We start from the raw sequence: 19,633 nt of genomic DNA, 5'->3' as shown, positions 1-19,633 counted from the left end.
TGGCAGTTGACCCGGTGTTCAGGCCAATCGGCCTGAAAGACCACGCGACGTCGTCAGGCAGGTGCCGCCTTGACCGGTGTCATCTTTATCTGGCACCGCTTTTGAAGCGCCTCATGAAATTACGTCATACCTCTACTCAACTTGCTTGTCTTCTGGCGTTGTTGCCGGCATGCGCGGCGTACTCGACTGAAATCGAAGACCCCCGCCGCTCGGGCGCGAACGCTTCAAACCCCGTTGTTGCCGACGGCCGCGATGTCGTGGTTGACAACATTTCGGTAGAAACCACCGGCGACGGCCAGCAGGGCTTGCAGGCATTGAGCAATGGTTCGATCACCGTCAGCGATAGCGTCATCCTCACCCACGGCGCGGGACGGGCCTATGCGGTTGGGGTAGAGGGTGGCGGTCGCATCGACATCACTCATAGCGCCATTCGCACCGAGGGCGGATATTCCCATGCGCTCAATGCGTTTGGGGAGGGCAGTACGATCCGGGCGCGCGACACGTCAATCGTTGTTACGGGCGATACCTCGTCCGTCGTTGACATCGAGGGAGGTGCAGTCGAACTGGAGCGTGTGACGGCCACAACGCGGGGGACAGGCACCGCCATCCTCCAAAGCGACGGTACGCTCGTCGCCAGAGATACCGATCTGGTCGCTGAGCAAGGTGATGCCTTGAGGACGAATGGCGGGCAGGTTTCTTATACGGGCGGCAGCATTCGCGCCGCGGCGCGAGGGGTCTCGATCTGGATTTCCGGACGACCGCTCGACGCGGTGTTTCGCAACACCGATATCCACGCCGGTCAAATGGGCGTCTGGATCACCGGAAATGGTGCCAAGGTCGATCTGGATGCGTTGAGAATCACGGTTTCTGGAATAGGAAGCCCTGGCAGCAGCAATGGCCTGGTCATTGATGGCGCCAGCACCTTGACGGTGACGGATTCCAGCATCGATACATTCGGCGTGCTAGGTCTTGGCGTGACCGTGGGGAATGGCGCGAGGGTGTCCATGATCGGAAGCCGTATTTCCACCCATGGCGATCGTGGACTCGGTCTCTGGACTGCCGACGGATTGATGACGCTATCCACAGGGGCTATCACCACCTATGGGCCCAACGCCTATGGCATGCTGGTCGATGGCTTGAATATGTATGACCCGAAATTGTCTGTGGCCAAAACAAAGGTGGCTACGCACGGTCGGGCCGCACATGGCCTGGCTTCCATGGGGGCCGTGCCGCATCTGAGCAGCGTGGATCTGCATACCTATGGGGCAGGCGCCAACGGGATCTGGCTCTACAGCACGGACCCCGACGGCCATGGCGGGGTGATTGCCGACATGGGCAGCCGGATTGAATCCGAGGACGGCGCCGCGATCCGGGTCAGCGGCGGAAGCCAGAACATCTCGCTGTCGGATACCACCGTTGTCGCGCGATCCAATGGCGCGCAGGGCGTCATGCTCAACGTGGAACCCCTGCACGAGCCGACCTTTCTGGAGATCGTGGCCGACCCCACGGCATCCCGCGACGATCCCGTCGGCGTGGGCCGGGTCGACGTGATCGCCGAGCGAAGCCGGCTGGAAGGCGATGTGGTGGTGACCAGCGGCGCGACTCGTCTGGCGCTGCACGATCACTCCAGCCTGATCGGCGCCTTGCGCAACAGCGACGGCCATGCCGTCGACACGCTGTCCATCGATGAATCCAGTACGTGGCGCGTACGCGCGGATTCTGCGGTGCAGCACCTGGATACGGCTGGGACCGTCTCTTTTGCCTCGCCCGACGCCCGCTTCAACGTGGTGGACGTGACCGGCAATCTGACTGGCGCGGGGACCTTCGAGATGCGCACCGATGTGGCGGCGGGTCAAGGCGATCTGCTGCGTATCGGCGGTACGGTCCAGGGCACCCACCGCGTGCTGGTCGCCAACAGCGGCCGTGAACCGTCGGCGCCGAACGGTGCGCTGCGCCTCATCCAGAGCGAGGGCGGGCCCGGCTCTTTTACGTTGGCCAACCGCGGCCAGGTGGTCGATGTCGGTACCTATCGGTATGAACTGAAAGCTGATGACTCGCTGGGCGGCCGTCCGGGTGACTGGAGTCTGGTGAACATCACCGCCAGTCCGGTGGCGCCGCTCGGCCGGATCAGGCTTTCCACCACCGCCAACGCGGCTATCAACACGTCCGCGGCCGGCGCGACCCAGACGATCTGGCACGCAGAGAATGCCACGCTGATCAGGCGCATGGGCGATCTGCGCGACAACAGCGCGGGCGACAACGTCTGGGTGCGCGGCTTTGGCGAACGGCAGAACGTCGACAACCGCGGCGCGCGGGCCTATCACCAGAACATCAAAGGCATTCAGACCGGCCTCGATAAGCGTATTCCGGTCGGGGCAGGCCAATGGTATATGGGCGGCTTCGCCGGCGTCAGCCACACCGACCGGCGTTTTGGTGGCGAGGGCAACGGCCGCACCACCAGCTACCACGGCGGCGCCTACGCCACCTACCTGGACAAGAGCGGCTGGTATCTGGATGGCGTCGTGAAGGTCAATCGCTTCAGCAGCCGCTTTGACGTCACGGCAACCGATGGCCGCTCGGTACGCGCCAAGACGCAGACGGGCGCCGTGGGCGCGTCGTTGGAGGCCGGACGGCGGGTTCACATCGGCGGCAACTGGTTCGTCGAGCCGCAAGCACAAGTGACCGTGGTGCGCACCGGCGGCGATGCCTATCGCGCCAGCAACTTGCTGCAAGTGGATGCGGCGGGAGGCAATTCGATCCAGCTGCGGGCAGGTTCGCTGCTGGGCAGGCGAATCGAGCTGCAAGGGGAGAACTTCATACAGCCCTATGCCAGGGTGGGATGGCTGCAGGAAATCGATGGCAAAAGCGTAGTGCACACCAATGGCGTTGCAAGGCGTACCGATATATCGGGCGGCGGCGTCGAACTCGGGGCCGGGGTGACGGCGGCATTGGCTAGCCGCCACAAGCTCTACGCCGATTACCGCTATTCAGCCGGCGGCCGTGTCGGCACTCCCTCGGCGTTTTCGTTGGGCTACAGATATGTGTGGTGAGGGGGATGGGACTGGGCACGCCATGGGCAACGACGCATCGTCGTGACGGCCATGGCAACACGAGGAGACAACAATGAGCACACTGGAGAAAGACATGGAACACCAGCAAGCCGCCTATCTGGACCGCCTGGATAAATGCTATTCAGGGATTCTTCACGATGTGATGCGGGCCGAAGGGCTACGCAATTTCACGCTGCCTTCTACGCTGCGTCCATTGATACCCGGTCAAAAGATGGCTGGCCCGGCGTTTACCGTGGCCGGCCGTGTCGATCCCTCTGCCGATGGGCACGAGACGTTGATGGGGTGGACCGGGTTGTTGTCCAAGGCAAAGCCGGGGCATGTGGTGGTGATACAGCCCAACGATTCCACGGTATCGCACATGGGGGAACTGTCTGCCGAAACGCTCAAGTACAAGGGGGTGCGCGGCGTGATCGCCGATGGCGGGATTCGTGATTCCCAATCCATCCTGGACATCGGTTTTCAGGTCTGGCACCGCTACTACACGCCGCGCGATGTGGTGGGCTATTGGCTGCCGTATGCCTTTGATGTGCCAGTCACCATCGGTGAGGTCAGGATATTTCCTGGCGATTACCTGTTTGGCGATCGTGACGGCGTGGTGCGCATTCCGCGTGCGAATCTTGATCGCGTGCTGCTGCTGGCAGAAGAGGCCATGGGCAAGGAAAATCTGGTTCGTACGGCAATCCTGGATGGGGTGGATCCGCAGGAAGCGTATCTGCGGCATCGGAAGTTCTGACGACAATCCGCGCGGCTGCCCGCGCGCTGATTGAAGGGTCAAATATGAACTCAGCGTCCACGCAATAGTTCATATTTGACGCTTTATATCGTTGAAGATGAATCGGGCGCTACGCTGGTCCGCAGTCCTGAAAACGTAGTCTGGTTCTGTTCGTTACTGATTCGATACCAGTCAACCAAGTCGCTCGGATAGTGGGGATGGTCTCGGTAGCTGCTGTCGTCGACGTTCCATAGCACCGTGACCAGCGCCGCTTCCAGGCACCAGTACCCGAAGTGGACGTCGCCGATATGCGAGTCGTGCCAGTAGGTCGGCTCCATGCCGTCGTACCAGTCGTCCAGCAAGGTCTTCATGCAGGCCACGCGCTCATCGGGCGGAACCAGCGTGACGCGACCCAGGGAATGATAGGGATCGGGGTGCAGCATGACGCGCGGGGTTGCCAGGCGCACGCCGGTCAGCTCGGCCACGACGCTTTCAAACAAGGCGTCGCGGCGTCGGTTGACGTCCCAGGACTGGTCGACCCAGCGGACCACCTCCTGGACCAGGGTCTCGTGCCGCAGCAACTTGCACAAGGCCAGCAGCCAGAACACGTACACGTAGTTGTCGAGCTGGGTGATTTCCAGCGTATCTGCGACGTGTTCCGGCGGGGGCTTGCGGGAAGGAGAGGCGTCTTGGCCGAGGTAATTGCCAAAGCGGGCGATGACGGTCGGTAGTTGTGTCCGCAGTTCTTCTATTGGCCTTCCTGCGGTGTAGCCCAGCAAAAGCAATTCAAGGCTTTTGAATGCGACGGTCCATCTGTTGGCCGAAGGCGCGTTCGGGGCCGTAGGGTGGCCTGACGCCAGGGACTCGACGGCAAGCGTGATGTCAAATTGCAGAGAATGATCTTCTTTCAGGAACGCGCGCTGGTCGAGAGTCTCCTGACGACGAATACTGTTGAAGTCGAGCATGCTTGATCCTGAAGGACGGCCTGAGGGAGCGGCAGCGAATAGCCGCCGTGTGAGTCGTCCAGGCTTCGATCCGTCGTTTGCCGCGGTGAATATCCATGAACGGTCTCGGGGATCATGCGCAATCCTGGGGGCTGGGGAAATTGGAAGATTCTGAATTTCTGGGGAGAATTTGCGCAGAGATTTCTGTTCTGCAATGCAGATGACTCGTTGCATGACCCCGAACTCCCGTTTGACACGGCCAGTATGAACGGCGTCTGCCAGCCGAAACCTGACTGTCTGCATGAGTCTTGCCATTGAAGGATGTTGCGATGAGCCGCACGCAGGCGTTGTCGTCGATTTGACGTCGAGCGTGGTGGTCAAGGCGTTGCCGCCGCCGTAGCTATATTTAGTTCACTGACAGATTTTATTAAGCACTCAAATATGACTTATTATGAATATTAATATTTCATATGTGACCTGTTAAATAACAAGGAATGGTTGATCGCTATCGGTCTATGTGCTCAAATATGAACGGTTAGCAGCCGTTTTACTTCATATCTGAGCAGGTGCGGACATGACATCTACCGATCAAAAGGGGGCCGCCACTAAGGCCGCATTGCCCAGGCCAGTCGAGCGCGCGTTGCATCGTCTCGGGCAAGATATCTCGACGGCTCGCCGCATGCGCCGGCTTAGCCAGGAAGATCTGGCCCTGCGAATTGGCGCGTCGCTCAGCACCGTCAGGCGTATGGAGGACGGCTATTCCGGCACCGCACTGCATACATTTCTGCGTGCCTTGCACGTGCTTGGCCGCCTGGATGCTGTGTCCGAGGTGATGGCCATGGAGAACGATGTGCTGGGAATGGAGTTGGCGAGGGAACAGTTGCCCCAACGGGTGCGGACCTCTGGCGGCAGCAAGCCCCGTGCGGCTCGTTCCGCCAAGGCCGACGAAGACGTCGTGGATGATTCCGCGGAACTGGAGGGGTTCTGATGGCGGCCAAGGCATTCAAACGTCCAGACCTGGAGGTGCATCTGGGGGCGGGCGGCACGCTCGTGGGGCAGCTGCATCTAGGCAGCGGAAAGCGCAGTGCGTTCAGCTATGAAGCGCCTTGGCTGCGCGATGCGCGATTCTTCGCGGTGTCTCCCGACTTATTACCCGTCATGGGCGTGCAACATCCTCAAGACGTATTCTTTCGCGCGCTGGAAGACACCGCGCCAGACTCCTGGGGCGAACGCGTGATTCGGCGTGCCCATGCCAAGGCGCGTCAGCAGGATCGTGCGACACCGGCACTTGAAGCGGTCGACTTCCTGATGTGGGTGGACGACGAAGCCCGAGCGGGCGCGTTGCGTCTCTTTGATCCAGAATCGCAGACCTATTTGCGCACTGGCGGAACGCATGGGCACGTACCGCCGCTGATTGAGCTGGATAAGGTGGTGCAAGCCGCCCGTGCACTGGAGGCTGGCACGGAAAGTGCGCAGGATCTGCAATACCTGCTTGGGCAAGGCACCTCATTGGGCGGAGCTCGCCCCAAGTCGACAGTTCGAGATACGGACGGTCATTTGGCCTTGGGCAAGTTTCCCAGCCAAGCGGACCAGCGCGACATCATTCGCGGCGAAGTGCTCGCCATGCATCTTGCCGCCAAGGCCGGCGTCAATGTGGCGAAGGCGCGGGTCGAGTCGATCAACGGAACAGCCATTGCCATCATCCGTCGTTTCGATCGTAGTGACGATGGCGGCCGGATTCCCTACCTCTCGGCCGCGACGATGCTGCAGTCCGATGGCCGGGATGCGGCACATGCCTACACCGAACTGGTAGACGTGTTGCTGCAGGGCGGGGCCAACCCCATTGCCGACATTAACCAGCTATGGCGGCGCCTGGTCTTCAATTTTCTGATCTGCAATACCGACGATCATTTGCGTAACACCGGGTTTCTGTATGACGCGCGGCATCGCGGTTGGCGTCTGTCGCCGGCATTCGACCTCAATCCAATGCCTGGTGACCGCCGCGAGAGCAAGACCTGGCTGACCGAGGATTCCGGGCCGATCGACAGTCGAGCGGCATTGATGGATGGCGCGCGCTATTTCAGACTGAATATTGAAGAGGCGGCCGCCATTTGGGCTGAGGTAGCGCAGGCTGTTGATAACTGGCGCAATGTCGCCAAGGCTTTGGGCATGCGTGGCACGGACCTTGTCGATTTCGAGCCGGCATTTGTCGCCGGGCGGCAGTCCTGAGTCCGTAGAAAGGGCGACACAAGAAATACCCAATTCCCCTAGCCTGCGGCTCCACCGGATCCGCCCGGTTTTCGACTGATCTTCGCAAACCGATACAACGCTTCCGCATCCAGCACCGTCAACCCGCCGTAGTGCGTGCGCAGCACGCCTTCGCGCGCCAGCCGGGTCAGGGTGGCGTTGCACCGCTGCCTTGAGACCCCGCATAGCGCGGCGATTTCTTCCTGGGATATCTTCAGCCTGCCGTCAAAGCCGGAATGCTGTTCGGCATCGCACTGCGTGGCAACGGCGCGGGCCACGGTGGTGTCCACGTCCAGCAGCACGTTGCCGGTGTAGCAGGCCATCAGCCAATTCACGCGCTGTGCCAGGTGCATCATCAGCACTTTGGTGAATTCGATGTTGTTGTTCCACAGGCGTTCGCAGGTGTCGCGCGGCAGGATGACGATCTGGCTGGGGCGCAGGGCGACGACTTCGTACTCGAATTGCTCGCGGCGGATCATGGTGGCTTCGCCGAACCAGCTGCCGGTGCTGAAGCCGGCCAGCGACAGGGACCGGCCGTCGGGGCCGCGGGACGACCATTTCACCAGGCCGGCCACCACGCCGTACCAGCCGGGCGAGCGGGAACCCGAGCGGAACAGGTACTCGCCGGTGGCCAGCGATACGGTGCGCAGTTCGGACCGGACCACGCTGCGTTCCAGTGCGGGCAGGCCCTTGTACCAGGGCACGACGTCCAGCATGCGATCGACGGGGCAGGTCGCGGGGCGGCGCTTCCCGGCGGGCGACTCGTTGGCGGTGGCCTGCGCGTTGGCGCTTCCGGCGGGCGATCCACGCATATCCATCCCTTATTTTTTGAAGCGATATCGCTCAGGTAAACCCTAGGGTGCTCTGTCACCATGATGACTGTTCGCATGCCGGGCGGGCCGCAGAATAGGCCAGCGCCTGTCGACATCAAAAGTAGCCTGCGTACCCAATGAACGCTTATCAAGGTGCGAGGCGTAGTCGTGACAGGCTCTTGGCCCCAAGAGCCCAAAAACCATAAGAGGAGATAACGATGTTGTCAATGCAACAGGCGGTCTGCCGTGCTGCCGTCGCCTGCGGGGCCGTGGTCTCGCTGCTGAATGCCCCGGTCGCCCAGGCCCAGTATTCCGACGATGTGATCCGGATCGGCTTCATTACGGACCTGTCGGGCGTGTATTCCGGGCCGGACGGTCCGGGTGGGGTGGAAGCCATCAAGATGGCCATCCAGGAGATGGGCGGCGAGATCAACGGCAAGAAGATTGAACTGCTGGTGGCAGACCACCAGAACAAGGCGGACGTGGCGTCGGCCAAGGCCCGCGAATGGTTCGACCAGAAGGGCCTGGACATGCTGATCGGCGGCACCAATTCCAGTACGGCCTTGGCGATGTCGAAGGTGGCGGCCGACAAGAAGAAGCCGATCATCGTGGTGGGCGCCGGCGCCCCGGCGCTGACGAACGAACAATGCACGCCCTATACGCTGAACTACGCCTACGACACGGTTGCGCTGGCGCGCGGCACGGGGGCGGCGGTGGTGAAGGCGGGCGGCAAGAAGTGGTATTTCCTGACGGCCGACTACGCCTTTGGGCATGCGTTGCAGGCGGACACGACGAAGGTCGTGGAAGCGGGCGGCGGCACGGTGGTGGGGTCGGTGAAGCACCCACTGTCGTCGGCGGATTTCTCGTCGTTCCTGTTGCAGGCGCAAAGCAGCAAGGCCGAGATCCTGGCGCTGGCGAACGCCGGGGCCGATGCCACCAACGCGATCAAGGCCGCGAACGAGTTCGGCGTCACCAAGACGATGCGCCTGGCGGGACTGATCATGTTCATCAACGACATCCACGCGATGGGCCTGCCGGCCACGCAGGGCATGTACCTGACCGACAGCTGGTACTGGAACGCATCGGAAGAGACCCGCGCCTGGAGCCAGAAGTTCTTCGAGGCCCGCAAGGCAATGCCGTCGTCGTTGCAGGCGGCGGACTACTCGGCGGCGCTGCAATACCTGCGTGCGGTCAAGGCCACGGGCACGGATGACGCGGACCGCGTGCTGGCCTATCTGCGCCAGACCAAGCTGAACGACCTGTACATCAAGGACGGCGTGGTGCGCCCTGATGGCCGGGTGGTGCACGACATGTACCTGCTGCAGGTGAAGACGCCGGAGCAGTCCAAGGAACCCTGGGACTACTTCGACGTGGTGCAGACCATCGACGGCAACGAGGCCTTTACCAAAAAGGACGAGACGCGCTGCGCACTGTGGAAATGAACGGCATCGGCCAACCCAGCTTGAAAGAGAATCTTCATGGCGAAACGTAAAGTGATCGTGACCATTGCCCCGACGGGGGGCATGGCCTTCAAGACGCAGAACCCGCACCTGCCGACGCAGCCGGCCGAGATTGCCGACGACGTCTACCGTTGCTACAACGCGGGCGCCAGCGTGGTGGCGTTGCATGCGCGCCGCCCGGACGACCAGGCGACGTGCGATGCGGGCATCTACCTGGACATGAATCAGCGCATTCGTGAACGCTGCGACATCGTGCTGAACAATTCCACGGGCGGCGGCGTGCATGGCGACATGGTGCGGGAAAGCTATCCGGGCATGTGGGAAATCGTGTGGGAAGAGCGGCTCAAGGGCATGGATGCCGGCGCCGAGATGTGCACGCTGGATGCCACGACGCTGAACCTGGCGTTCGGCGACCACGAATACCTGATGAACACGCCGTTGACCAAGGCGCGCGAGCTGGCGGCGGGCATGAAGGCGCGCGGCATCAAGCCAGAGTGGGAGGTCTTCAGCCCGACCCACATCCTGCAGGACACGACCACGCTGATCAACGAAGGCCTGGATGACGGTCCGCCGTTTGTGAACCTGGTGATGAACGTGCACCGCAATTTCCAGAACGCGATGCCGTTCTCGCCGCGCTATCTGCAGATGATGGTCGACATGCTGCCCAAGGACAGCGTGTTCTGCGTGAGCGGCATCGGGCCGTCGCAGCTGGAAGCCAATATCAGCGCCTTGCTGCTGGGCGGGCATGCGCGGGTGGGGCTGGAAGACAATCTGTATTACCGCCATGGCGAGCTGGCCACCAATGTGCAGCTGGTGGAACGCATCGTGCGCATCATTCGCGAGATGGACATGGAACCGGCCACGCCGGCCGAAGCGCGCGAGATCATGGGCTTGCCGCGCCGCGGTGGCGTGCGGCCCCGGTTCGCCTGCTGACGCAGCGGGCGTTATTGCAAGCAGGCGGCGCGATCGATGATCGCGCCGGCTTTTTATTCTCTTACCGGCAGAACAGCATGAGTGAATCCTTGAAGGGCAAGCGGGTCCTGGTGACGGCGGGGGCGCAGGGTATTGGCCTGGCGATTGCGAAGAAATTCCTGGCGGCCGGTGCAGACGTGCATATCTGCGACGTGGACGAGGCGGCCGTAAAAGCGGCGGCTGCACTGTCGCCGAGCCTGAGCGCCAGCGTGACGGACGTATCGCGCGAAGCCGAGGTGCTGGCCATGTTCGCGGACCTGGCCAAGCGTTGGGGCCGGCTGGATGCGCTGGTGAACAACGCGGGCGTGGCTGGCCCCACGTGCCGCCTGGAAGAGATTGCGCTGGATGCCTGGCAGAAGACGCTGGATGTGAACCTGACCGGCACGTTCCTGTGCTCTCGCAGCGCCGTGCCGTTGCTGCGGGAAGCGGGCGGCGGCGCCATCGTCAATATCTCGTCGGTGGCGGGGCGGCTGGGGTTCTCGCTGCGCACGCCCTACAGCGCCACCAAGTTCGGCCTGGCGGGGCTGACGCAGACCTGGGCCATGGAACTGGGGCCCGACAACATCCGCGTCAATTCCGTGCTGCCGGGCGTGGTGGCGGGCGAGCGGGTCGAACGCATCATCGCCGCCCGCGCCGAGGCGGGCGGCGTCAGCCAGGACGAGATGCGCATGCGGTTGGTGGACAAGGTGTCGCTGCGCCGCATGACGCAGCCCGAGGACGTGGCCAATCAAGTGGCGTTTCTGTGCTCGGACGAGGGGGCGATGGTCAGCGGGCAGAGCATTTCCGTGTGCGGGAATGTGGAGTATCTGGGGTGACCTTTACCTCTCCCTTTCAGGAGAGGCTGGACTTTTGGGGTTAACGTTTTCGGTCTGAATTCAGCAACCGTTAGTGTTTTCGGGTTGATGTGGCGAATGGGTAACGTTTTCGCGCATCCATTATTGGATTCGCGGAGGCGCAGACCTCCACTACCTGATCAATCGCCCCGAACGGCATGGCGCCATCCGGCCCGCGCGCAAAGATCCGCACCCGGTCGCCGTGGCGCAGGTAGGGCGGCAGCTGGTCTTCGCGAGCGCCATCCAGCTGCGCACGCACCCGGGCTTCGGTAATGCAGGCGCTGCCTGAGGCCGGGTCGGCGTTGCTGATGGTGCCGGCGCCGACGATGCTGCCCGCGACCAGACCGCGTGTGCGGGCCAGGTGCTCGATGATCTGCGCAAAATTGAAGACGACTTCGCTGCTGGCGTTGGGCTCGCCGAAGCGGGCGCCGTTGACATCGATGCGTACGGGCAGGTCCAGCATATTGTCGCGCCAGGCGCTGCCCAATGCCGCGGGCGTGACGGCAATGGGGGCGAAGCTGGTGGCGGGCTTGCTTTGGTAGAAGCCGAAGCCCTTGGCCAGCTCGGGCGGGATCAGCCCGCGCAGCGAGACATCATTGAGCAACACGACCAGCGCGATCAGGTCGGCCGCCTGCGCGGCGCTCGTGCCCAGGGGGACGTCGCGGGTGATGACGGCGATTTCGGCTTCCAGGTCGATCAGGTGGCTGTCGTCGGTGGCGATGATGGCGTCTTGCGGGCCCAGCAGGATGTCGGACCCGCCCTGGTAGACCAGGGGTTCGTCTTCATAGCGCGGGGGAATGGGTTCCTGGCGCCATTGGTAGATCAGGCGGGCGTGGTTGCGATAGACGGACGCGTCGGCCCATTGGTAGGCGCGGGGCAGCGGCGCCATGCATTGCGCGGGGTCGAAGGCGCTGGCCGTGGTCCAGGCGCCGGCATCGCGCGCGGCGTGGCGGCGGTCGAGTTCGGGCGCCAGCGTGGTCCAGTTGTCCAGCAGGGCTTGCAGCGTGGGCGCGCCGGGGCCGGCGCTGATCCAGCGGTCGCCCGCCGGACTGACGAGCATCAGTTCGCCGTCACGTGTGCCGTTCTTGCGGGTGGCCAGGCGCAGTCGGGGGGCGGGGTGGGTCATGGGCGGTCCTGGTGGGGGGTGACGGGGCGTTGGCGGGTCGTCCAGCGGTCGAGTAGGCTGCGTGCCTCGCGGGCGTAGCCGTCGACGACGGCCTGGGCGGCGACTTCGACGGTGAGTTCCAGCCGCAATCCATTGGGGTCGAAGAAATAGATCGATTCGATGAAACCGTCGTGGTCGGTGACGCCGACGACGGCGACGCCGTGCGCCTCCAGCCGCGCCTTCATGGCGTGCAGGTCGTCGCGGCTGGCGACGGCGAGGGCGATGTGGTTGACCCAGGCAGGAGTGTTGGCGGACGGCAGGGCGGCGGTGTCGTCGCCCAGGTCGAAGAAGGCGATGCAGCCGCCGTTGCGCATGCGAAAGAAGATGTGCACGTAGGGGCAGTATTCGCCGGTGCTGGGCACGTGGTCGTTCTTGATGACGTGCACCAGCGGCAGGCCCAGCAGGTCTTCGTAGAAGCACCGCGTTGCTTCGGCGTCGCGGCAGCGCCAGGCAAAGTGGTGCAAGCCCTGGACGGGGCGGGCGGAGGGCAGGTTCATGGCGATCCTCAATCCAGTGAGATGTGGTTGGCGCGGATGACCTGGCCCCAGCGGGCAGATTCCGCCCGGGCGAGTTGCTTGAAGGCGTCGGGCGTGCCGGGTAGCGGTTCAAAGCCGAATTCGGTGAAGCGGTTCAGCACGGCCGGGTCGGCCAGGGCCTGGTTCAGTGCCCGGTTGAGCGTGGCGACGATGGGGGCGGGCAGGCCTGCCGGCCCCAGCAAGCCCTGGAAGGCAAAGACTTCGACGTCGGCCACGCCCACTTCGGCCAGGGTGGGCACATCGGGCAGCAGCGGCGAACGCGTGGCCGAACCGATCGCCAGCGGGCGCACCTTGCCGGACTTGATGATCTGCAGGCCGGACGCCAGATCCAGGAACATGACGGGCACCTGGCCGCCCATGACGTCCTGCATGGCCGGGGCGGCGCCTCGATAGGGCACGTGGGTGAGCGTGGAGCCGGTCTTGCTCTGGAACAGGGCCATGGCCAGGTGATGCGGCGAGCCGTTGCCGACCGAGGCGTAGTCGACCTGGCCGGGCCGGGCGCGCACGTAGGCCAGGAACTGGGCGAAGTCCGCGACGGGAAAGGCGGGGCTGGCGACCAGCACCAGGGGGAATTTGCCGATCGCGCCGATGTAGGTGAAGTCGTCGGCGGGGCGGTAGGGCAGCTTCTTGAACAGGTGTTCGTTGAAGGCCAGCACGCCGTTGTCGGCGGACATCAGGGTGTAGCCGTCGGGTTTGGCGTGCGCAACCTGCTCGGCGCCGATATTGGTGGCCGCGCCGGGCCGGTTGTCGATGATGATGCGTTGGCCCAGGCCGGGGCGGATGCTCTCGGCCAGGGTGCGTGCCAGGGTGTCGGTGCCGCCGCCGGCTGGGTAGGGCACGACCCATTTGATGAGTTGGTCAGGGTAGGCGGACTGGGCTTGCACGGGCGTGGCAACGGCCCACTGGGCGGCGGCGACGGCCAAGGCCGCGGCCATGAATGTTCTTCGGTTCAAGGTTGTCTCCGTTTGGGGGCAGGGCAGGCTTCTTGGCCTGTCTTGGGTATCGGGGCTGAAAACGCCGACGAGCGTGCCGGTCGGGTACGCGCAGGCGGCGTCAGTCCGCCGACAGTGAGGGCATCGGCAGGTCTTGCAGCGCCTGTTCGATGGCGTCCAGGCAGCGCTGTTCGTCCTGCACCTGCTCGAACAGCAGCAGCGCCAGGCGGGCCAGGAACAGGGATTCGCGTTCGCGCCCGGCGCTGGCGATGGCGTTGCTGCAGCGGGCATAGAGACGGTCTTGGACGGCGGCGTCGTAGGTCATTGCAGGGCTCCTGGGGCGCCGCAGGCGCGGGCGAGGGCGGTCAGTACGTCAGGCAGGCCAGGCGCGTGCCAATGGGCGCTGTGATGGCCGTCGGGGCGTATCAGGAAGGCCACGTCGGCCAGGGCTTCTTGCGGCAAGCCGAAGCACCGGGCCAGGTTGGCATCAGGCGCCAGCGTCACCACGTGACACGGCAGCCAAGGCCAGTCGGGCGCTTGCGTTTGTGTTTCAAGGGCGTCGGCTTGCGACCAAGGGCCGAATGCCAACAGGGTGAAGCCGTCGGGCGCCAGCCGTTCTGTCAGGTAGCGCCCGTCGGGCAGGCGGCCGTCGACCAAGGGCGCGCCGGGGGAGCAGGGGGCTGCGTTCGTTGCGGTGTCGAGTGGCGGGCCGTTCGTGCCTTCCGGCGCATCGGCCATCGCTTGCGGCACGGGGCATTCGGCATACGTGATCGCATGCGTCTGGCGCGGATTGATCAGCCGCGCGATGCCGGGGTGGCGCGCGGCCAGCGACAGGCAGGCCTCGCGCATCAGGTCAAAGCCCCGGTTGGGCGGCGACATGAATTCGGTGCTGCGCATGGCGTTCTCGGCGTTGACGTGGAAGGCGTGCAGGCGTTCGGCGCTGTAGCGGTCCAGCAGGGCATCGCTGCCCTTGCCTTGCAGCACCGCGGCCAACTTCCACACCAGATTGTCGGCGTCGTCGAAGCCGGAATTCAGGCCGCGCACGCCGAAGATGGGCATGGCGTGCGCGGCGTTGCCGGCGAACAGGACGCGGCCGTGGCGGTAGGCGTCCAGCGTCATGGCGCCGGCGCGGTAGATGGACGACCAGACCGGGGTCCAGGGCAGGTGGCCTTCGCCGATGGCGTCCAGGTGCGTCTGCACGAAGCGTTGAATCTGCTCGGGCTGCATGGCCTGGGCGGCATCCACGCTGCCGGCCAGCTGGAAGTCGATGCGCCAGATGTCGTCGGGCTGGCGGTGCATGAGGATGGTGGTGCCGCGGGCCCAGGGCGGGTCGAACCAGGCGCGGCGCTCGGTGGGGTAGCTGCTGGCCAGTTCGATGTCGACGATGGCGTAGCGGCCCTGATAGCCGGTGCCTGCCAGTTCCAGGCCCAGGCTGGACCGGATGAAGCTCTGTCCGCCGTCGCATGCCACCAGCCAGCCGGCCTGCGCCGCGTAGCTGCCCAACGCGTTGCCGATGCGCACGGCCACGCCGTCGGCGGCGGGCGTGCAGGCGGTGATCTTGCTGGCCCAGCGGATGTCGACGCGGCCGGGATGCTGCGCGTTGACGGCTGCGATGGCGTCGAGCAGGAACTGTTCGATGTAGTACTGCTGCAGATTGATCATGGGCGGATAGCGATCGTCCGCGCGGGTGGGCATCTCGAATACCAGCACCTCGTCGGTGCCGTAATAGCTGCGGCCGCGCGCCCAGGGCAGGCCCTTGCCCAGAAAGGCGGACGCCACGCCCAGCCGGTCCATGATTTCCAGGCTGCGGCGCGAGATGCAGGCGGCGCGGCTGCCTTCGCAGACCGAGTCGTCGGCCTCGATGACGACGCAATCGATGCCGCGCCGGGCCAGGCCCAGCGCCACGGCCAGGCCGACGGGGCCGCCGCCGGCAATCATGACGCGATGGCGCTGGGCGTCGGCGCCGTTCGCATCCCGGGACGGCAGCGATGGCGCAAAGCGTGAATAGTGGAAGGGTCCGATTCGTTCAAGCGGCATGCGGGTGTCCGGTACTTATGGCGTTGTCTCTGGGTATATTCTGGCGACTTGGAATCGATAATTTGTCCTAATTAATCAGGACAGGAATACCCGTCATGAAATTGCTGCCGGTGGTGCAGGACACGCCCGCTCCCGCGTTTGCGGTGGCGATGGCCTTGATGGACGCGATCGGCGCCGACGACTTTGCCGCGCAGGCGCTACGGGCACTGGGCGGCATGTTCCCGGCCAGCCACTGCACGGTGTTCGCACTGCGCAGCAGCGGCCGGGTGCAGGCCGTGTCCAGCGCCAGCGCCATCGGCGAGGTGGCGACCCTGACCGCCGTTCAATACATGCGGCTGGGGTTCGACCGCAAGGACTCCAACATGGTGTGGCTGTCGCGGCGCAAGCCGGGCAGGGCGACGCAGTTGTGGATCGGGCTGCAGCAGGCCGAGGATGTGGCCGATGAGCACTACCGTCGCGTCTGCTATGGCGATCCGGGCATTCGCGAGCGGCTGTCGCTGCTGACGGTGTTTGCCGACGGCTATCGGGTGTCGGTCAGCCTGTACCGCAATCTGGCGTATCCGGCGTTCGTGCCGCAGGACATCGAACGCCTGGCGCAGCATGCGCCCCTGATCGCCACCGCAGTCATGCGTCACGTGCAGGTGACGCGGCGTTCTCCGGCAGACCATGCGCCGCAGGCGCGGCTCATGGAGCAGTTGTCGGGCCGCGAGCGGCAGATCGTGACGCATGTGCTGGAAGGCCTGACGACCAAGGAAGCGGCGCGCGAGATGGGGGTGTCGGACACGACGGCGTTGACCTATCGCTACCGCGCGTTCCAGCATCTGGGCGTGCGCAACCACCAGGAACTGTTGGCGCTGGTGGGCGCGGGCCTGCCCAGGCGGGCGTCGGCGCGCGCCGGCGCCATCAAGCCCCGGAAAGCCTGATCTCGCGGCTGCCCAGGCGAATGGGTTGCCCGGGCGCAAGACGCCATTGCGCCGGGCCTGCAACGTGCAAGTTGCCACCCTCCGCATCGACGGCCACCGTCACCGGCATGTCGACCACGTCGAATTCGTAGATGGCTTCCATGCCCAGGTCTTCGAAGGCCACGACGCGGGCGTGGCGGATGGCCCGGGACACGAGAACCGCTGCGCCGCCCACGGCAATCAGGTAGGCCGCCCGGTGCCGCTGGATGGCGGCGACGGCGTCGGGGCCGCGTTCGGCCTTGCCGATCATGGCGATCAGGCCCGTGTGCGCCAGCATCATGTCGGTGTAGCCGTCCATGCGGGTGGATGTGGTGGGGCCAGCGGGGCCGACGACCTCGTCTCGCACCGCGTCCACCGGGCCTACGTAATAGATGACACGGTTGCGGAAGTCGGCGGGCAGGGGCAGGCCCTGGGCGAGCCGTTCGCGGATGCGCTGGTGCGCGGCATCGCGGCCGGTCAGCATGCGACCGGTCAGCAGCAAGGTGTCGCCCGCGCGCCAGGTGGCGACCTCTTCCCGGGTGAGCGTGTCCAGGTTCACGCGTCGGCCAGCCTGCGGCAGCGCGGCGTCGCCCAGGTCGGGCCAGAGATCCAGCGAGGGCGGCTCCAGGTGCACGGGGCCGCTGCCGTCCAGCACGAAGCGGGCGTGACGGGTGGCGGCGCAGTTGGGGATCAGGGCGACGGGTTTGGCGGCGGCGTGCGTGGGGTAGGTCTTGAGCTTGACGTCCAGCACCGTCGTCAGGCCGCCCAGGCCTTGTGCGCCGATGCCCAGCGCGTTGACGCGTGCGTGCAGCTCCAGCCGCAGGGCGTCTTCGGGGGCGAGCGCGTCGCCGCGTGCGGCGCGTTCCTGCAGGGTGTGCATGTCCAGCGGCTGCATCAGGCTTTCCTTGGCGAGCAGCACGGCCTTTTCCGCGGTGCCGCCCACGCCGATGCCCAGCATGCCGGGCGGACACCAGCCCGCGCCCAGCGTCGGCACCTGCGCCAGCACCCAATCCACCACGCTGTCGCCCGGGTTCAGCATGGCCAGCCGCGCCTTGTTCTCCGATCCGCCGCCTTTGGCCGCGACGATGACTTCCAGCGTTGCGCCGGGCACGATCCGCATGCTGATGACGGCGGGCGTGTTGTCGCGGGTATTGGCGCGGCCGAACAGCGGGTCGGCCACCACCGATGCCCGCAGGGGATTGTCGGCGTCCAGGTAGGCGCGGCGCACGCCTTCATTGACGGCGTCTTCCAGGCTGCCGGTGAAACCCGTCCAGCGCACGTCCATGCCGACGTTCAGGAAGACATTGACGATGCCGGTGTCCTGGCAGAGGGGGCGCCGGCCGATGGCGGCCAGGCGCGAGCTGGCCAGGATCTGGGCCATGGCGTCGCGGGCGGGCGCGCTGGCCTCGCGGCGGTAGGCGGCGGCCAGGTGTGCGAGGTAGTCGGGGCTGTGATAGTGGCTGATGTATTGCAGGGCGTGGGCGACGGAATCGACCAGGTCTTGTTGGCGGATGCAGGCGGTCATGGGCGCAGGGATGGGTGACAAGGGGGGCGCCGCCGCGATACCGAGCGGCGGCGCGGGGCGTCAGTCGGCGTGCAGCGTCGTGCCGGGCTTGTCCTTGACCAGCGTGACGGCGACGAACGAGACGGCCGCCATGACGACGACGTACACCCCCACCAGCCACGATTGCCCGGTGGCCGAGATGATCGATTGCGCAATCATCGCGGCGAAGGCGCCGCCCAGGATGGACCCCAGCGCGTAGCCGGCCGACACGCCGGAATAGCGCACGTCGGCGGGGAACATCTCGGCATACAGGGCGGCCTGCGGCCCATAGGTCAGGCCCAGCGGCACCGACAGTACCGCCAGCGCCAGCGTGAATAGCGCCGGGTTGCCCGATTCGATCAGCCACCACATGGGAATGGCCCACAGGGCCAGCAGCACATAGCCCACCTGGAAGGTGCGCACGCGGCCGATGCGGTCGCCCAGCCAGCCGCCCAGGAGCGTGGTGCCCAGCCAGCAGGCGGCGGCCAGCGTGCAGATCATCAGCACCTGCTGCGCCGGCATGTGCAGCGCACGGCTGCCGTAGCTGATGAAAAAGCCCACCAGCAGGTAGCCGGCGGTGCTGTTGCCCACGAAGATCAGCGTCGTCAGCGCAATCTGGCGCGGATGCTGGCGCAGCAGCGTGCCCAGCGGCGCCGATGAATGGCTGCGCCGCGACCGCATCTGCAGGAACACCGGCGATTCCTCGACGGCGCGGCGAATGAAGACGCCCACGATGATCAGCGCAATGGACAGCAGGAACGAGATGCGCCAGCCCCAGGCCATGAAGTTGTCGGCGCCGACCAGCGCCGTGATGCACCACAGCACGCCCGTGGCGACGATCATGCCCAGCGGCACGCCGATCTGCGGAAAGGCGCCGAACAACGACCGGCGTCCGACCGGCGCGTGTTCGACGGCCATGAGTGCCGCGCCGCCCCATTCGCCGCCAGCCGAAAAGCCTTGCAGCACGCGCAGCCCGACCAGGATGACCGGCGCCCACAGCCCGATCTGCGCATAGGTGGGCAGTACGCCGATCAGTGCGGTCGATACCCCCATCAGGATGAGCGTGGCGGCCAGTACGCGTTTACGGCCATAGCGGTCGCCCAGATGGCCACAGACTATGGCGCCCAGGGGCCGGAACAGGAACGCCACGCCGACGGTGGCAAACGACAGGATCAGCGACAGCTCGGGATTCTCGCGGGCGAAAGGGGCAAAGAACAGGCTGCCCAGCACCAGGCCCGCGGCCTGGACGTAGATGAAGTAGTCGTACCACTCGATGGCCGAGCCGACCAGTGTGGCCGCGAGCACCTTGCGGTCTTCGACGCTGACCAATGGGGCTGTCGCCGGCCGGTCGGCCAGCGGGGCGGGCGCAACGGCGCCCTGTCCGGAAAGGTCTGTCTGCATGCTTGTCTCCTTGGGGGCGCGGTCTGG

The 19,633-nt window shown here is 65.1% G+C and carries 17 protein-coding genes; 8 read left to right on the top strand and 9 right to left on the bottom strand.

Annotated elements, in window-relative coordinates:
* Positions 1 to 113: 113 nt before the first annotated feature.
* Positions 114 to 3,050 (top strand): autotransporter outer membrane beta-barrel domain-containing protein, encoded by a 2,937-nt coding sequence (locus U858_RS34825; protein WP_157838814.1) that lies wholly within the window; start codon positions 114 to 116, stop codon positions 3,048 to 3,050.
* Positions 3,051 to 3,123: 73 nt separating this feature from the next.
* A complete protein-coding gene (locus tag U858_RS0115985) occupies positions 3,124 to 3,804 on the top strand; it encodes an RraA family protein (protein WP_025138152.1) in 681 nt (226 codons plus the stop codon).
* Positions 3,805 to 3,887: 83 nt separating this feature from the next.
* On the opposite strand, the gene U858_RS33755 is transcribed toward U858_RS0115985, so the two are convergent.
* A complete protein-coding gene (locus tag U858_RS33755) occupies positions 3,888 to 4,748 on the bottom strand; it encodes a PoNe immunity protein domain-containing protein (protein ID WP_025138151.1) in 861 nt (286 codons plus the stop codon).
* Between the two features lie 553 nt (positions 4,749 to 5,301).
* Between U858_RS33755 and U858_RS0115975 the strand changes: the two genes are divergently transcribed.
* Together U858_RS0115975 and U858_RS0115970 are read left to right on the top strand one after the other, a co-directional pair.
* Positions 5,302 to 5,715, top strand: a complete 414-nt coding sequence (locus tag U858_RS0115975) for a helix-turn-helix transcriptional regulator (protein WP_025138150.1) — start codon at positions 5,302 to 5,304, stop codon at positions 5,713 to 5,715.
* Positions 5,715 to 6,956 (top strand): type II toxin-antitoxin system HipA family toxin, encoded by a 1,242-nt coding sequence (locus tag U858_RS0115970; RefSeq protein ID WP_025138149.1) that lies wholly within the window; start codon positions 5,715 to 5,717, stop codon positions 6,954 to 6,956. The genes U858_RS0115975 and U858_RS0115970 overlap by 1 nt, the downstream gene beginning before the upstream one ends.
* 38 nt (positions 6,957 to 6,994) lie before the next feature.
* Here the strand turns inward: U858_RS0115970 and U858_RS0115965 are convergent, their stop codons facing one another.
* Entirely contained in the window at positions 6,995 to 7,786 is a 792-nt protein-coding gene (locus tag U858_RS0115965; RefSeq protein ID WP_029953950.1) for a Crp/Fnr family transcriptional regulator, read from the bottom strand.
* 218 nt (positions 7,787 to 8,004) lie between these two features.
* Between U858_RS0115965 and U858_RS0115960 the strand changes: the two genes are divergently transcribed.
* The 3 genes from U858_RS0115960 to U858_RS0115950 all read left to right on the top strand — a co-directional run bounded on the left by U858_RS0115960 (position 8,005) and on the right by U858_RS0115950 (position 11,033).
* Positions 8,005 to 9,228 (top strand): ABC transporter substrate-binding protein, encoded by a 1,224-nt coding sequence (locus tag U858_RS0115960; protein WP_115596978.1) that lies wholly within the window; start codon positions 8,005 to 8,007, stop codon positions 9,226 to 9,228.
* Positions 9,229 to 9,264: 36 nt separating this feature from the next.
* A complete protein-coding gene (locus U858_RS0115955) occupies positions 9,265 to 10,179 on the top strand; it encodes a 3-keto-5-aminohexanoate cleavage protein (protein WP_025138146.1) in 915 nt (304 codons plus the stop codon).
* Positions 10,180 to 10,256: 77 nt separating this feature from the next.
* Complete coding sequence (locus tag U858_RS0115950; RefSeq protein ID WP_025138145.1) at positions 10,257 to 11,033, top strand: SDR family oxidoreductase; 777 nt, start codon at positions 10,257 to 10,259, stop codon at positions 11,031 to 11,033.
* A 70-nt stretch (positions 11,034 to 11,103) separates the two neighbouring features.
* On the opposite strand, the gene U858_RS0115945 is transcribed toward U858_RS0115950, so the two are convergent.
* The 5 genes from U858_RS0115945 to U858_RS0115925 form a co-directional block, all read right to left on the bottom strand.
* Entirely contained in the window at positions 11,104 to 12,177 is a 1,074-nt protein-coding gene (locus U858_RS0115945; protein ID WP_025138144.1) for a fumarylacetoacetate hydrolase family protein, read from the bottom strand.
* Positions 12,174 to 12,713 carry a VOC family protein gene (locus tag U858_RS0115940; protein WP_051593592.1) on the bottom strand — a complete coding sequence of 180 codons (540 nt, stop codon included), beginning with the start codon at positions 12,711 to 12,713 and terminating at the stop codon, positions 12,174 to 12,176. Before U858_RS0115940 ends, U858_RS0115945 begins: the two co-directional genes overlap by 4 nt.
* A gap of 8 nt (positions 12,714 to 12,721) precedes the next feature.
* Complete coding sequence (locus tag U858_RS0115935) at positions 12,722 to 13,705, bottom strand: tripartite tricarboxylate transporter substrate binding protein (protein WP_025138142.1); 984 nt, start codon at positions 13,703 to 13,705, stop codon at positions 12,722 to 12,724.
* Positions 13,706 to 13,805: 100 nt separating this feature from the next.
* Positions 13,806 to 14,009, bottom strand: a complete 204-nt coding sequence (locus U858_RS0115930; protein ID WP_025138141.1) for a hypothetical protein — start codon at positions 14,007 to 14,009, stop codon at positions 13,806 to 13,808.
* Positions 14,006 to 15,721 (bottom strand): FAD-dependent monooxygenase, encoded by a 1,716-nt coding sequence (locus U858_RS0115925; RefSeq protein WP_025138140.1) that lies wholly within the window; start codon positions 15,719 to 15,721, stop codon positions 14,006 to 14,008. The genes U858_RS0115930 and U858_RS0115925 overlap by 4 nt, the downstream gene beginning before the upstream one ends.
* Positions 15,722 to 15,816: 95 nt before the next feature.
* Here U858_RS0115925 and U858_RS0115920 point away from each other — a divergent pair, with 95 nt between their 5' ends.
* A complete protein-coding gene (locus tag U858_RS0115920; RefSeq protein WP_025138139.1) occupies positions 15,817 to 16,644 on the top strand; it encodes a LuxR C-terminal-related transcriptional regulator in 828 nt (275 codons plus the stop codon).
* Here the strand turns inward: U858_RS0115920 and U858_RS0115915 are convergent.
* The gene (locus U858_RS0115915; RefSeq protein ID WP_025138138.1) at positions 16,625 to 18,187 is read right to left on the bottom strand and encodes a fumarate hydratase; all 1,563 of its coding nucleotides are present in this window, start codon (positions 18,185 to 18,187) and stop codon (positions 16,625 to 16,627) included. The genes U858_RS0115920 and U858_RS0115915 overlap by 20 nt on opposite strands.
* Positions 18,188 to 18,247: 60 nt before the next feature.
* Entirely contained in the window at positions 18,248 to 19,606 is a 1,359-nt protein-coding gene (locus tag U858_RS0115910; protein ID WP_198529731.1) for an MFS transporter, read from the bottom strand.
* Positions 19,607 to 19,633: the final 27 nt, after the last annotated feature.

The sequence above is a fragment of the Achromobacter sp. DH1f genome (genome assembly GCF_000633435.1).
Classification (GTDB): Bacteria; Pseudomonadota; Gammaproteobacteria; order Burkholderiales; family Burkholderiaceae_B; genus Achromobacter; species Achromobacter deleyi.
The sequence above is the reverse complement of the archived record's forward strand: the minus strand, read 5'-3'. Positions and strand labels throughout refer to the sequence as shown.